We start from the raw sequence: 14,668 nt of genomic DNA on the forward strand, positions 1-14,668 counted from the left end.
GAGTCACCGTCACGTCGACCCGGGTGGCCCGGACGGGAAAGCACGGGCGACCGTCCGAGGCGGCCGGTACGTTCTGGGACATGACGAACGACGTGCGACAGCTGGCTGACGACTACCACGACCACTGGATGAGGACGAGCCCGAGCTGGGCGCACATGATCGGTGACTACCGGTTTGCCGACCGGTTCGACGACGCCAGCAGGGCTGCCGAGGACGACCTCATCACCACCTCGCGCGAGTTCGCCGCCCGGGCAGCAGCGATCCCCGACGAGGACCTGAGCCTGGAGGACCGCGCCACCCGTGACGTCGTCGCCTTCCAGGCCACCAGTGCGGCCGACACCGCGGAGGGCCGCACTGCCGAGTTCGCGGTCAACCCGGTGTTCGGGCCCCAGGTCGACCTGCCCCTGACCGTCTCGAACCTCGCCATCCCGAACGCCGAGGTCGCCGAGGCCATGGTGAGCAAGTTCCACGACATGGGCCAGTACCTGCGCGACGCCGCCCAGCGGCACCGCGAAGGCATCGCCTCCGGGCGCACGCCGGCCGACTTCGCCGTGCGGGACACCGTGCCCCAGCTCGACGCGTGGTTGGCCACGCCGCTGTCGGAGGACCCGCTGTTGCACACGGCCGACCTCCCCGCCGACGTGGACGTCGACGCGTGGCGGGCCCGGCTCACCGAGGCCATCGAGCACGCGGTCCGACCGGGCCTGCAGGAGTACCGCGACGTCCTCGTCGAGGAGGTGGCGCACCACACGCGTCCCGACGAGAAGTGCGGTCTGGTCTGGCTTCCTGATGGCGAGGAGACCTACGCGCGCGCCCTGGCCGCCAACACCACCACGACCCTCACCGCCCAGGAGATCCACGACCTGGGCCTGCGCCAGATCGCCTCGCTCGAGGAGGAGTACTCGGCGCTCGGAGGGGAGGTCCTCGGCACCTCCGACGTGCCGGAGGTCTACCAGCGGCTGCGCACCGACCCTGCGCTGCGCCACCACGACGCTGCCGAGATCCTTGCCGAGTGTGAGACCGCGTTCGCCCGAGCCCGGGCCGAGATGCCCGCATGGTTCAACCGGCTCCCGGCCGCCGACTGCGCGATCAAGACCACCACCCAGGGCGCGCTCGGCTTCTACTACCCGCCCTCGGACGACGGCTCGCGTGGCGGCGTCTTCTACGTCAACACCTCAGACCCCTCGGCCTGGGGCCGCGTCGAGATCGAGGCGCTCAGCTACCACGAGGGCATCCCCGGCCACCACCTCCAGCTGGCCATCGCCGCCGAGCTCACCGACCTGCCGGCCCTGCGGCGTCACACCGTCTTCAACGCCTATGCCGAGGGATGGGGCCTCTACACCGAGCGTCTCGCCGACGAGATGGGTCTGTACTCCACGCCGCTGACCCGGCTCGGCATGCTGACCATGGACTCGGTGCGCGCCTGCCGCCTCGTCGTCGACACCGGACTGCACGCGCTGGGCTGGAGCCGTCAGCAGGCGATCGACTACATGGTGGCCAACTCGCCGATGTCCACCGCCAACGTGACCAGCGAGGTCAACCGGTATGCCGTGCTGCCCGGCCAGGCGTGCGGCTACATGGTCGGTCGGCTCGAGATCCTGCGCATCCGGCGCGAGGCGCAGGAGCGCCAGGGTGACGCCTTCGACATCAAGGCCTTCCACGACGCCGTGCTCGACGGTGGCAGCGTGCCGCTCGGGGTGCTCGACACGATCGTCCGGGCCCGCCTCCCCTGAGGTCGGGCCCCTCTCCGCGTCAGGCGGTGGCGGCCGCGGCCGCCCGCCCGGCGGTGCGCCCGGAGAAGATGCAGCCACCGAGGAAGGTGCCTTCGAGGGCGCGGTACCCGTGCAGCCCACCGCCGCCGAACCCGGCGACCTCACCCGCGGCATACAGGCCGGGCACCGGCTCACCCGACGCGGACAGGACGCGCGACGAGAGGTCGGTCTCGAGGCCGCCGAGGGTCTTGCGGGTGAGGATGTTGAGGCGCACCGCGATGAGGGGTCCGGCCTTCGGGTCGAGGATGCGGTGCGGGCTCGCGGTGCGGATCAGCTTGTCGCCCCGGTAGTTTCGCGCGCCTCGCACCGCGGTGACCTGGGCGTCCTTGCTGAAGTCGTTGGCGATCTGACGGTCCCGCTCGACCACCTGGCGCTCGACGTGGGCGAAGTCCAGGGGAGCGTCGGGCGTGAGGGCGTTCATCTTGTCGACGAGCTCGCGCAGGGTGTCGGCCGAGACGAAGTCCGCGCCCTTCTCCAGGAAGGCGCGCACGGGAGCGGGCATGTCGGCGCGGGCGCGGCCGAGCACGTCCTTGACCGACTTCCCGGTGAGGTCGGGGTTCTGCTCCGACCCGGAGAGCGCGAACTCCTTGCCGATGATCTTCTTCGTCAGCACGAACCAGCTGTGGTCGTGCCCGGTCCGCCGCAGGTGGGCCAGCGTGCCGAGCGTGTCGAACCCCGGGAACAGCGGCGCCGGCAGCCGGTCGCCGTTGCCGTCGAACCACAGCGAGCTCGGCCCGGGCAGGATGCGGATCGCGTGGGACGGCCAGATCGGGTCCCAGTTCTCGATGCCCTCGACGTAGTGCCACATCCGGTCGCGGTTGACCAGCCGGCCACCGGCCGCCTCGGTGATCGCGAGCATCCGGCCGTCGACGTGCGCCGGCACCCCGGTCAGCATGTGCTCGGGAGCCGTGCCGAGTCGCTCGGGCCAGTTGGCCCGCACGAGGTCGTGGTTGGCGCCGATGCCGCCGCTGGTGACGACGACGGCCTGGGCGGTCAGCTCGAAGTCACCCACGGCGGCACGGTTGGTGGGCCTGCCCCGAGAGGCGGCGTCGTCGGCCAGGAGGGTCCCCCGCACCCCGGTGACGGCGCCGTCGCTGGTGACCAGCTCGTCCACCTGGTGGCGGTGCCGGAGCTCCACCCGCCCGGCCCGGACGTGGTCATCCACCCGGCGCAGGAACGGCGCCAGCACCCCCGGGCCAGTGCCCCAGACGATGTGGAACCGCGGCACGGAGTTGCCGTGCCCGGACGCCGACCCGTCACCCCGCTCGGCCCAGCCGACCACCGGGAAGAACCGCATCCCCTGGTCGTGCAACCACGCCCGCTTCTCCCCCGCGGCGAAGTCGACGTAGGCGCGAGCCCACTGCGAGCCCCACTTGTCCTGGTCGTCGAGCCGGTCGAACCCTGCCGACCCCTGCCAGTCCTGCCAGGYGAGGTCGACGTCGTCCTTGATGCCCATCCGTCGCTGCTCGGGGCTGTCGACGAGGAACAGCCCGCCGAACGACCAGTGGGCCTGCCCACCGAGGTTTGCGGCGCTCTCCTGGTCGACCACGACGACCCGACGGCCGGCATCGGCGAGCTCGGCGGCGGCGACGAGTCCGGACAGCCCGGCCCCGACCACGATGACGTCAGCGTCCATGGGCCCCAACCTACGGGCCGGTAACCACCGGCGCCACGGAAACGCGACCGTCCACGACCGTGAACCGCACGTCCGCGAGGGTATGCACCACGGCGTCGGCGACGAGGTCAGCGGGCTGGGTCGTCGTCGTCACCGCGAGCGTCGCGCAGCCCGCGGCGCGCGCGGCCTCCAGCCCACTCGGTGCGTCCTCGACCACGAGGCAGTCGGCGGGGTCGACCCCGACCAGGGATGCGGCGAGCAGGAACGGGTCGGGGTGCGGCTTTCCTTGCCGCACATCGCTCGCGGTGACGACCACCCGTGGGGTGGGCAGTCCGGTGGCGAGCAGCCGCGCGTCGGCCAGGGGTCGGCTGCAGGAGGTCGCGATCGCGCAGAGGTCCTGGCCCTGGTCATGGTCACCGGTCAGGGTGGCGAGGGCGTCGAGGGTGCCGGGCAGGATGGTGATCCCCTCGGTGTCAGCGGTCTCGATCGCCTCGATGCGCTCGACCGCGGCGTCCACCCGATCGGGCGGCAGCAGTGCCGCGACGACGCCGCGTGCGGGGACCCCGTGGAAGCCAGCCAGGTCGTGGGGGTCGACGCCCTCCTCCTGGGCCCACCGGAGCCACGACCGGATGACGACGGGGATCGAGTCGATCAGCGTGCCGTCCATGTCGAAGAGCACCGCCGCGAACGTGCGGCCTTCGAGCGTTCCCAGGCTGCGCGGCATACCAGCAGCCTAGGAGGTGACCGGGGGGCGTTCCGCGCCGGACCGGGACGGCTGGCGGATACGGTGGACCGGTGAGCACGCCCCCGGAGAGCCCACGCCGCGGGAGGCGTGCGTCCCGGTGGCTGCGGCGGATCGGCGTGCTGGCGGTGTTGTTCGTCGCCTGCAACACCGGTGGCGTGGCCGCGACGACGCTCTTCCCGAGCACGGCCGACACGCTCAACTATGGCGCGGAACTGCGGCTCTCGCTGAACCCCCAGGACATCTCCAAGATCCAGAGCCCCACGATCTTCGGTGACATCCGGCTCGACTTCGCCGGACCGGTCCCGGCGCCCGGCGTCGTGGCCCAGGTGCACGTCAAGGAACGCATCACTGACCTGCTGGCCCGCCCCAACATCTCCGTGCAGTCCCTCCAACCGGGCCCGCTCGAGCTCGAGCGGGCGGCGCGGGGCGGGGTCATCGCCCTGGCCTGGCGGTTCGCCGTCGGCGCCCTCGTCGTCGCCCTCCTCGGCCTCGGCGGGTATGCCGCGTGGCGCCGCCGCCGACCACGGCTGCGCTGGACGGCGCTGGTCGCCTCGGCCTGGGTCGCCTCGTGCGTGGCCACGTTCGGGGTGATCGGGCTGAGCTACCAACCAGAACGCCTGGACAGCTTCACGACGACGGGGATCCTCGGCACAGTGCAGCGCAACGCCGACCTGTTGGAGGGGGTCGAGACCCGCGCCGAGCAGGTGACGCCCTACCTCAAGAACCTGCTCGCCCTGTCGGCGGCGCTGCAGGACAAGTACGCGCCCCAGGCCCTCGACCAGCCGGTGGCCGCCCGGGTGCTGCTGGTGTCAGACATCCACGGGGCCAACCAGTACGCGCTGATGAAGACGATCGTCCAGCAGGAGCGCATCGACGCCGTCATCGACTCCGGTGACCTCGTCAACTTCGGGAGTGCCACCGAGGCCGACGCCGCCGGGCTCTTCCAGGGCATCGCCTCGCTCGGGGTGCCCTACCTGTTCGTCAAGGGCAACCACGACGGGCGGTCTGACGTCGACCGCGAGCTGCTCGACCGGCTGGCCGCCGTCCGCAACGTGGTGCTGCTCGAGCCGGACGACCGGACGTATGTCGTCGAGGGCATCCACGGCCTGCGCATCGCCGGCTTCAACGACCCCCGATGGTTCGGCGACAGCAACACGGGCAACGCCGCCAAGCAGAAKCCGGCCGCCGCGCGCTACAACGCCGCGATGGCGGACCAACCGGTGCCGGACCTCGTCGTCTCCCACGAACCAGCCGCGGCTGAGGACGTGCAGCGCGCCGGGATCCGGGTCAACGGTCACCTGCACGCCAGCCAGCTCCAGGGGTCGCGGATCGGCGTGGGCACCTTCACCGGCGGCGGCCCGTTCAGCCACTTCATCGCCAGCGGCGAGACCGGCACCACGAAGGTGGCCAAGGGCGACCTCGGCGAGCTCACCGGCCAGCCGTCGGCCTTCGACATCGCCACGTTCGGCACCGACTGCCGGCTGGCCTCCCTGACGCGTTACCAGTTCCGCAACGTCATCGAGGGCCGTCCCGCCTACGACGACGTGACGCTCATCAACGGCTCTCGGATCGAGGACACCGCACCGGCCGCGGCCGCACCCGCCGCCGAGGCGGGAGCACCCGACACCGCCGCACCGGCTCGCACCTGCGGGCCCGACGTCGAGCAGACCAGGGAACGCGTCAGCGCCCCGCCACGTTGACGGCCGCGTTCCCCCTCGTGGTGGCGTCGCGCCTGGTCACCGCTGACGACCTGGCCAGCACCGCCGGGGACGCACTGCGCTGCCGGGCAGTTGGTGATCCCGGGCAGTTGGCCGACTTCCCGCGCGACCTGGGCCCGGGGGGCCCGCGGTCTCGGGCAGTTGGCCGACTTCCCGCGCGACCTGGGCCCGGGGGCCCGGGGTCTCGGGCAGTTGGCCGACTTCCCGCGCGACCTGGACCCGGGCCCCGCGGTCTCGGGCGATGGGCCGGTTCCTCTCAGCCCACCGGGTCGGTGACCACCGCCGTCCAGACGTATGCCGCGGCGTCGCCCTCGGCCCGACAGGTCAGCCGGGCGGGAGGCTGGGTGGTGCGGCGGACCGTCACCGCCGACCGGGCCGGCACCGCCCCGCGGCCCAGGACCTCGACGTGCCAGACCCCGGCCTCGGTCACCACCGCACCCGGGCTCACCTGGTCGGCAGCGGCCGGGCCGTGGGCGCGCAGCACCGCGGCGAGGGCGGCCTGGACGGGCGGGCGGTGGGCGGAGAAGCCGCGCAGGTGCTGGACATCCACCCTTCCGGAGAGGTGGCCCTCGACGACCTCGACGGCGGTGGCCGCGTCGAGGCCGCCATAGACGGTGCCGTCCGGGACGACGAGCAGGTTGGCGGCGAACCGGTCGCCACCGATGTGCGTGCACTCCCAGGTCTGCTGGGGCCAGCGAGCCGCCAGTGCCTGCGCGACCGGGCGGCCCCTGACGGCGCAGCAGACGTCGTGCCGGCCATGGGTGCAGACCAGGAGCAACGGCTCGGGCACGGGCCCCTCGGCCACGTCAGCCGGGCCGTGGCGCAGCACCGCACCGGCGGCCAGCAGGTCGTCGGACCGCCGCCAGGTGCCCCACTGCTGCCGGCCGTCGAGGTCGACGACGGTCCAGCGCCGCTGCTCCGGCCGCCCGGGGACCGCGGGCCTGCCGGGTCGGCGGATGAGCACGACCCGGCCCCCGACCTCCAGGGCGGTCCGGTGCAGCAGGTCTGCGACCGGGCTGTCGATGCCGGGGTTGTCGATGCCGGGGCTGTCGAGGGCCGCAGGTGCCCAGCCGCCGGGGTGCTCGACGAGCAGCCACCGCGTCGCGGGGGCGGCGGTGCCCAGCATCGGGTCACCGCGACCGCGCGCAGACGTCGAGCACAGCGGCGCGGTCATGCAGGGACGACGACGCCGGCGCGCAGCAGCGCGCGGGTGAGCTCGAGGCCGAGCTCGGCGGCGCTGGCCGCGCCCGACTCCAGCAGCCGCTCGACCGCCGCGAGGTCGGACCGCTCGACCGTCTGCGTGCCGACCCTGCTGCGCACCACGGTGCGGCCCCCGGCGGCGGGCACCAGGGTGGCGGCGACATGCGGCCGCAGGGCCACCCGGGAGCTCACGGTGAGCGCGTTGGCGGCCTCGGCCTGAGCCAGGGGTGCGATCGGGGCGGGGCGCTGGGCAGCCCTCGCAGCACCGGCCAAGCCGGTCGCGAGGTCGCTGACGTCCACCTGTGCCAGCGCCTCGAGGAGGGCCGACCGCACCGCCTCCACGTCGGCGGGTCCCGGTCCTTCACCGACCAGGTCCGTCCCGACCGGGAGGGCCGCGCGCAGCTGGGTGGAGCGACTCGCCCGTGCGACGGCCGCGCGCACGAGCTCGTCAGCGACATGGCGACGGGTCCAGGAGTGCACCCCGATGGTGAGGTGGATGCTCGTGCCGCCCAGCGCCGTCGCCGAGTGCAGGTAGCCCCGCGGCAGGTAGAGGCAGTCACCCGGCGCGAAGGTCTCCTCGATCAGCGGTGCCGCGAGCGCCGCCTCCTCGACGGCGGCCCGGTGCATGGTCCAGGGTTCGTCGCGCAGCGGCAGCGCGTGCACCGGTGGGCGGATCCGCCACCGCTTCTCGCCGGCGATCTGCAGGACGAACACGTCGTGCACGTCGTAGTGGTCACTGAATCCGGTGTTCTCCGGCGGCGTGACGTAGGCATTCACCTGCACGGGGTGACCGAGCTCCGCAGCCAGCGACTGGGAGAAGTCGACCATGGGCCGCCACGTGCGGTGCAGCCCCTGCAGCACCAGCGTCGCGCCGTCGGAGAAGTGCTGCAGGACCGCGTCGTCGCTGGCCTGGTCGGCGATGGCGGCGCCGATCCCGCCTCCCCTCGTGAAGCTGCGGTCGTCGAGGGTGGTGCCTTCCTTGGCCATCCGCAGGAACGGAGTGCGCAGCCCGCGTCCCGACACCAGCTCGTCGACAGCCTCGGCGGAGAACAGGTCGGCGAAGAGCCCGGGCAGGTCTGCCGCCCGGCTGAGCAGAGGGGCACGCGACCAGTAACGGTCGGCGAACTCGGTCGTCGGCACGGCCAGCAGGCGCGACAGGACCGGGTGCCCACCACTCGTGGCGGGCACCCGGTGCGATGACGTGGTGGTCACCGGCTCACCGGTCGTGGTGCTCGGCGGTCAGACGCCGTCAGCGCCGCCGTCGGCTCCGCCGTCGTGACCACCGGCGTCCGCGCCACCGTCAGCCGGGCCCTCGCCCGCACCACCGTCAGCGCCGCCATCCGCTCCGCCGTCGTGACCACCGGCGTCCGCGCCACCGTCAGCCGGGCCCTCGCCCGCACCACCGTCAGCGCCACCGTCAGCGCCACCGTCGGCACCGCCGTCGTCAGCGCTGCCCGGCATACCCGCCGCGCCGCCGTCGGACGGCCCGATGCCGCCCTCGTCGTCGCGTGCTTCGTTCAGGGGGGTTTCGGTCATGGCTGGATCTCCCTGTCGTCAGGCGACGCCGTGTCGCGCCGCTGCACCCTTCCTATGCCACCCAGCCCCCAGCCGCCACTCAGAACCCCGCGTTTGCGCAGGTCAGAAGCCCGCGGCGCCGGAGCCCCCAGCTCGGTCGACCCGGTTCGCGGTCGTCCCCACCCGAGGTAAGGACTTGGCAAGGGTTCGGGCGAACCACGCCGCACCCGTGGGGCCAGCCCTACGGTGCGATCACCGATCCACTGGAACGCAGGGAGAAATCAATGGCGATGACCCGCACGTTCGGCGCGCTCGCGGCACTCGGTGCCGCAGCCGCCCTCACTGTGTCAGCAGAACCCGCCCAGGCCGCGAACTCGTATGTCGCACTGGGCGACTCGTACTCCTCGGGCACCGGCACCCGGACCTACCTCAACGACGGCACTTCGTGCCAGCGCTCGGTGTACGCCTACCCGTCACTCATCGCCGCGAACAAGGGGCTGACGCTCAACTTCCGCGCCTGCTCCGGCGCCCGGGTCGCTGACGTCACCAACACCCAGCTCAGCGCCCTCACGACCGCGACGACCCAGGTGTCGATCTCGGTGGGGGGCAACGATGCCGGCTTCGCCGACGTGCTGACCGAGTGCGCGCAGCCCGGCTGGATGAGCGACTGCAACGGTGCGATCGACGGCGCGCAGAGCATCATCACCAACACCCTCCCGTCGCGACTGTCGACGCTCTACGCCTCGATCAAGGCGAAGGCCCCGAACGCCAAGGTCGTTGTCGTGGGCTACCCCCGCATCTTCCAGGGCGAGGACTGCAACGCGTTCACCTGGTTCTCACCGGCCGAGGAGACCCGGCTCAACCAGACCGCCGACCTGCTCAACAGCAAGACGTCCGCCCAGGCCGCGGCCAAGGGGTTCACCTTCGTCAACCCGACCAGCCGGTTCACCGGGCATGCGGTCTGTGACGACGTCGAGTGGCTGAACGGGCTGTCCAACCCGGTCAGCGAGAGCTACCACCCCAACGTCGCGGGACACCGTGACGGCTACGCGCCCCTCGTCAGCACCCCGCTCACCGGCAGCGCGTTCAAGGTCAGCAGCGCGACGCTGCGTCAGGCCGGGCTCTCGGCCGACCGCCTCGCAGCCCAGCAGCGTCGGTACGCCGCCGCCGACGCCCTGATCAGCCCCGAGCAGTTCCGCGCGCCGGACCTAACGACGGCCGAGGCCAGGGCAGCCGCCGAGCGGGCCGGCGTCGACCTGCGCTCGCGGGCGAGCATCGACGCTGCCGACCGCGCGTGGTCGCAGCGCCAGGCCGCCGCGCTCGCCGCCCGCTGAGCCCAACTCCTTCGGGTCGAGGGACAAAGGGCAGGGGTATGCCGGGTGGTGACCACCCGGCATACCCCTCCGTGGGTGCTGGCGACAGTTAGGCGCGACCGTGGGCGGCGCGGCTGCGACGGCTCAGCGAGTCGACGATGACCGCGAGCAGCAGGACGCCACCGGTGATCATGTAGCGCTCGGGCGAGCCGAGGTTGACCAGGCTCAGGCCGTTCGAGATCGACTGGATGACCAGGATGCCGAGCAGGGCCGAGTAGGCCGAGCCGCGTCCGCCGAAGAGCGAGGTGCCGCCGATGACGGCTGCCGCGATGGCGTTGAGGTTGACGTCACCGCCGCCGCTGCTCTGGTTGGCCGCCGCGAGGCGACCGGCCGCGAGCAGGCCACCGAGGGCGGCCAGGGTCGAGCAGAAGACGAAGACCGTGACGTAGATGCGCTTCACGTTGATGCCGGCCCGCCGGGCGGCCTCGACGTTGCCGCCGATCGCGAGCACCGAACGGCCCCACGACGTGCGCCGGATGACGAAGTCGAAGATGACGACGAGCGCCAGGAAGAGCACGAACATGTAGGAGACGCCGCGGTCGCGGTTGAGGACGTAGACCGGGATCCCCAGCAGGAGCAGGAGCGCGACGGAGCGCACCGCCACCGTCACGACCGGCGTCGTGGACAGTCCAGCCGTGGCCCGGCGCTGGTTGGCGCGCAGGCGGAGCGCGGCGTAGATCAGCACGGCGACCACGACGACGGCGTAGGCGACCGCGTCGGGCAGGAACTTCAGGGCGGAGAACTGCACGATCGCGGAGTCGAACGGGATGTTGATCGACCCCTCCTTGCCGAGCACCTTGAGCTGCAGGCCGAGGAAGCCCAGCAGTCCCGCCAGGGTGATGACGAAGCTCGGCACGCCGAACCGTGTGTAGAGCAGCCCGTACAGGCCTCCGATGACGGCACCCGCGACGAGGGAGGCGAGGATCGCGAGGGGGAGCGCCCACCCGTGACCGACGAACCCGACGGCGAGGATGGCGGCCGACAGGCCGCTGATCGACCCGACCGAGAGGTCGATCTCGCCGAGCAGGAGCACCAGGACGATGCCGAGGGCGATGATGCCGGTGGGCACGCTCTGCTGGGTGAGGTTGACGAGGTTGCGGCTCGACAGGAACGCGTCGTTGCGCAGGGCGAACACGCCCCAGATGACGACCAGGCCGACGACGACGGGCAGCGAGCCGAGGTCACCACTGCGCAGCCGTGACAGGAACGCGCGCAGGAACCCACCCACCCCCTGCGACGCGATCAGGCGCTCGTCCTGGAGGTCGGCGGGGAGGGCCGCGGTCGTGTCGACCGACTGCGCCTCGGGGGTGGGCATGGGGGTGCTCATGACTGCTCCTCCGAGGTGGCAGTGGATGTGGCAGTGGGATCGGCGGACGCGGCGTCCTGCTCGGCGGGCACCGCACGACGGGCCGCCCGTTGCGAGACGGCGTTCGTCGTCGCGCCGGTGATCGCGGCGATGATCTCCTGGCTCGTGGTCTGGGCGACGTTGAACGTGCCGTTGTTGCGTCCGAGGCGAAGCACGCTCACGCGGTCGGCCACGGCCATCACGTCCGACATGTTGTGGCTGATGAGGATGACGCCGAGGCCGTTCTCGCGCAGCCGCTCCACGAGGTTGAGCACTTCCGCCGTCTGGGCGACGCCCAGGGCTGCGGTCGGCTCATCGAGCATGACGACCTTGGGGGCGCCGAGCAGTGATCGGGCGATGGCCACGGTCTGTCGCTGGCCACCGGAGAGGCTGGCGACGGGGATGCGCACCGACGGGATCTTGGCGCTGAGCTGGCGCAGCAGCCGCCACGACTCCTGCTCCATCGTCACCTCGTCGAGCGCCCGGCCGCGGTAGAGCTCACGACCGAGGAAGAGGTTGGCGACGACGTCGAGGTTGTCGCAGAGCGCGAGGTCCTGGAAGACCGTCGCGATGCCGAGGTGCTGGGCCTCGGCCGGGCTGGCCACGCTGGCGGCCTTGCCGTCGAACGTCATCTGCCCTTCGTCGGGGGTGTAGACCCCGGCGATCGTCTTGACGAGCGTCGACTTGCCGGCGCCGTTGTCACCGACGAGGGCGACGACCTCGCCCGAGTGGACGTCGAAGTCGATGTCCTTGAGTGCCTGCACTGCCCCGAAGCGCTTGGAGACGCCGGTCAGTGCGAGGACCGCGGTCGTCGGGGGCGAGAGGGTCGCTGTCATGTCAGTCCTTCGGTGGTTCGGTGGAGCCGGGTGCGGGGCGAGCCTGCCGGGGGCGGTGATGTGGACGAAGAGCTCCCGCCCAGCAGTCTGCCGCGTACGCCAGCGGGTGGGAACGGCGCCGAGGCGCTGTTCCCACCCGCTGGCCTGTCGTCAGCTGATGCCGGCCGCGGTGCAGGCTGCGGCGAAGGCACCGGTGCAGAGGTCGGCGACCTTGTAGACGTTGTCCTTGATGATCGTGTCCTTGACCTTGTCCTTGGTGACCGCGATCGGGTCGAGGATGGTCGAGGGCACACCCTGCGTGTCGGTGGTCGACGCAGGCTTCTGCTTGTTGGCCAGCGCGATGGCGGCCTTGGCAGCGGCCTCGGCCTCCGGCGGCACCGGCTTGTAGATCGTCATGGCCTGGTCACCGGCGAGGATCCGCTGGATCGCGGCGAGCTCGGAGTCCTGACCCGTGACGGGCGGGAGCGGCTTGACTCCGCCGGCCTTGAGCGCGGCGATCGCGCCACCGCCGGTGCCGTCGTTCGCCGCGTAGACACCGACGAGGCTGCCCTTGACGGCCGAGATCTGGCCCTCCATCCAGGCCTGCGCCTTGTCGGGGCTCCAGTCCGGGGTGTCGTACTCGGCGGCGATCTTGAACCCGCTGGTGTCGAGCACGCTGTGCGCGCCCTTCTTGAAGCTGGCGGCGTTGGGGTCGGTCGGCGAGCCGTTGATCATGACGATGTCACCCGAGGTCTTGCCCCCGGCCTTGATCGTGTCGACCAGGGTCTGCGCCTGGATCTTGCCGACCGTCTCGTTGTCGAACGACACGTAGTAGTCGGCACCGGCGATGAACCGGTCGTAGGCGACGACGGGGACGCCCTGGCTCTTGGCACTGGCCACGACCCCGGCGGCAGCCTTGCCGTCGACCGGGTCGAGGACGAGCACGTTGGCACCCTGGGTCAGCGCCGCCTCGGCCTGCTGTTGCTGCTTGGCAGGGTCCTGGTCGGCGTTGCTGTAGATGATCGTGCAGGCTGCGCAGTCCTTCTTGACCGCGGCCTCGAACAGCGGGCGGTCGAAGGTCTCGTAGCGGGTGGTCTTGGACTCGGGCAGCAGGAGCGCGATCTTCTTGGCGCCGCCGCCGCCCCCGGACGACGAGCTGCTGCCGTCTGAGCTGGAGCTGCCGCTGCCGCCACACGCGGCGAGCGACGCGATGCCGAGGCCAGCCACGAGAGCGGCCCCGGCGAGACGAATGGAACGGGTGGGCATAGCTGAACTCCCTTGGTCAGGCGCCGACAACCACGATGGTGCGGGCGTGCCCTGAGTTAATCGCTGACCCACCCTTGACGTCAAGAGTTGAATTCAAGAAATGGACGCGGCAGTGGCCAGAACGGCCTCGTTGGCGGGCAGCAGGGCCGCGGCACAGACCAGCGCGCCCACGACGTCGGCGTCGGTGTCGAGCTGTCCCTCCCGCACCACCACCGACGCTGCGGCGCTCGGGATGGCGCACCGCTCCAGCGACGCGCGCATCGGGGTGATGATGATCGAGCCGACCTTCGACAACTGCCCCCCGAGCACCACCACCTCGGGGTTGAGCAGGTTGACCAGACCGGCGACAGCGACGCCGAGATGGCGTCCCGCGTCCTCGAGCACCCGTCGGCATCCCGGGTCGCCGTCGAGGGCCCGGGTGATCACGTCGCGCAGGCTCAACGGCCCGTGCGAGGCGGCCAGGGCGTCGAGCAGCCCACGGGCACCGATGTAGGTCTCGAGGCAGCCACGGTTGCCGCACCGGCACACCGGGCCGTTCTCGTCGATGGTCAGGTGGCCGATCTCGCCGGCCGTCCCGGCAGCCCCGCGGAACACGTCGCCGTCGAGGATCAGCCCGGCCCCCACGCCGTAGGACAGCTTGATGTAGACGGCGTGCTGGACCCCCTGCAGCACACCACATCTCAGCTCACCGAGCGCTGCGAGGTTGGAGGTGTTGTCCACCGCCACGGGCGCCTGGATGCGCCCTTCCATCTCGCGGGCGACCGCCACTCCGCGCCACCCGGGGAGGATGCTCTCGCTGCCCACCTGGCCCGACACGGCGTCCACGGGAGCGGGGATGCCGACCCCGACGGCACGCACGTCGGCCATCGTCTTGCCGACCTTCTCCACGACGTCCAGGAGCAGCCGCGACGCACGGTCCATGCCCTCGTCGGCCGCATGGTCCGCGGGCAGTGGCATGCGCTGCCGGCCGATGATGTCGCGTGGGCCCGTGCCGAGCGCCACCCGCACGTCGCGGTCGCCGAAGGCGATGCCGGCGATGAGCGTGCTGCCGGTCGCCAGCGAGACGAGCACGGCCCGTCGGCCGTTCCGGATGCTCGGCTCGAGCTCGACCGCCCCGGACGTGTCCAGCTCCTTGACCATGTTGGACACGGTGGCGGGACTGAGGCCCGTGAACCCCGCGATCTCCACCTGGGTCATCGCCCCCTGGTCACGCAGGGCCTCCAGGACGCGCAGACGGTTGGCTTCACGCAGGGATGCCTGCGAGCCAGGAGCCGCGTGTGATGGATTCACGGCCTAAACATAAA

12 protein-coding genes are annotated in these 14,668 nt (G+C 71.8%); 3 read left to right on the forward strand and 9 right to left on the reverse strand.

Features of this window, described 5'->3' with window-relative positions:
• The first annotated feature begins 80 nt into the window (after positions 1-80).
• Positions 81-1,733 (forward strand): DUF885 domain-containing protein, encoded by a 1,653-nt coding sequence (locus tag AC1DX8_RS04210; protein WP_477628654.1) that lies wholly within the window; start codon positions 81-83, stop codon positions 1,731-1,733.
• Between the two features lie 19 nt (positions 1,734-1,752).
• Here AC1DX8_RS04210 and AC1DX8_RS04215 read toward each other — a convergent pair whose 3' ends face one another.
• Positions 1,753-3,408, reverse strand: coding sequence for an FAD-binding dehydrogenase (locus AC1DX8_RS04215; RefSeq protein WP_477628655.1), 1,656 nt, complete (start codon positions 3,406-3,408; stop codon positions 1,753-1,755).
• A 10-nt stretch (positions 3,409-3,418) separates the two neighbouring features.
• Positions 3,419-4,111 (reverse strand): HAD-IA family hydrolase, encoded by a 693-nt coding sequence (locus tag AC1DX8_RS04220; protein ID WP_477628656.1) that lies wholly within the window; start codon positions 4,109-4,111, stop codon positions 3,419-3,421.
• Positions 4,112-4,182: 71 nt separating this feature from the next.
• On the opposite strand from AC1DX8_RS04220, the gene AC1DX8_RS04225 reads away from it, so the two are divergent.
• A complete protein-coding gene (locus tag AC1DX8_RS04225; RefSeq protein WP_477628657.1) occupies positions 4,183-5,832 on the forward strand; it encodes a metallophosphoesterase family protein in 1,650 nt (549 codons plus the stop codon).
• 274 nt (positions 5,833-6,106) lie between these two features.
• Here the strand turns inward: AC1DX8_RS04225 and AC1DX8_RS04230 are convergent, their stop codons facing one another.
• From AC1DX8_RS04230 to AC1DX8_RS04240, 3 genes are read right to left on the reverse strand one after another with little or no spacing between them, the layout of a single operon-like run.
• Entirely contained in the window at positions 6,107-7,024 is a 918-nt protein-coding gene (locus tag AC1DX8_RS04230; protein WP_477628658.1) for a sucrase ferredoxin, read from the reverse strand.
• Complete coding sequence (locus tag AC1DX8_RS04235; RefSeq protein ID WP_477628659.1) at positions 7,021-8,262, reverse strand: cupin domain-containing protein; 1,242 nt, start codon at positions 8,260-8,262, stop codon at positions 7,021-7,023. Before AC1DX8_RS04235 ends, AC1DX8_RS04230 begins: the two co-directional genes overlap by 4 nt.
• Before the next feature lie 27 nt (positions 8,263-8,289).
• The gene (locus tag AC1DX8_RS04240; RefSeq protein WP_477628660.1) at positions 8,290-8,586 is read right to left on the reverse strand and encodes a hypothetical protein; all 297 of its coding nucleotides are present in this window, start codon (positions 8,584-8,586) and stop codon (positions 8,290-8,292) included.
• A gap of 269 nt (positions 8,587-8,855) precedes the next feature.
• On the opposite strand from AC1DX8_RS04240, the gene AC1DX8_RS04245 reads away from it, so the two are divergent.
• Positions 8,856-9,899, forward strand: a complete 1,044-nt coding sequence (locus tag AC1DX8_RS04245; RefSeq protein WP_477628661.1) for an SGNH/GDSL hydrolase family protein — start codon at positions 8,856-8,858, stop codon at positions 9,897-9,899.
• An 88-nt stretch (positions 9,900-9,987) separates the two neighbouring features.
• Here the strand turns inward: AC1DX8_RS04245 and AC1DX8_RS04250 are convergent, their stop codons facing one another.
• The 4 genes from AC1DX8_RS04250 to AC1DX8_RS04265 all read right to left on the reverse strand — a co-directional run bounded on the left by AC1DX8_RS04250 (position 9,988) and on the right by AC1DX8_RS04265 (position 14,654).
• Positions 9,988-11,265: a sugar ABC transporter permease gene (locus AC1DX8_RS04250; RefSeq protein WP_477628662.1), complete on the reverse strand. Its 1,278-nt coding sequence runs from the start codon at positions 11,263-11,265 to the stop codon at positions 9,988-9,990.
• On the reverse strand, positions 11,262-12,119 hold the full coding sequence (locus tag AC1DX8_RS04255; RefSeq protein ID WP_477628663.1) for an ATP-binding cassette domain-containing protein: 858 nt from the start codon (positions 12,117-12,119) through the stop codon (positions 11,262-11,264). The genes AC1DX8_RS04250 and AC1DX8_RS04255 overlap by 4 nt, the downstream gene beginning before the upstream one ends.
• A gap of 150 nt (positions 12,120-12,269) precedes the next feature.
• Positions 12,270-13,364 carry an ABC transporter substrate-binding protein gene (locus AC1DX8_RS04260; RefSeq protein WP_477628664.1) on the reverse strand — a complete coding sequence of 365 codons (1,095 nt, stop codon included), beginning with the start codon at positions 13,362-13,364 and terminating at the stop codon, positions 12,270-12,272.
• Between the two features lie 93 nt (positions 13,365-13,457).
• The gene (locus AC1DX8_RS04265; protein ID WP_477628665.1) at positions 13,458-14,654 is read right to left on the reverse strand and encodes an ROK family transcriptional regulator; all 1,197 of its coding nucleotides are present in this window, start codon (positions 14,652-14,654) and stop codon (positions 13,458-13,460) included.
• Between the last annotated feature and the right edge of the window lie 14 nt (positions 14,655-14,668).

The organism is Pedococcus sp. P2_A3 (assembly GCF_056405035.1).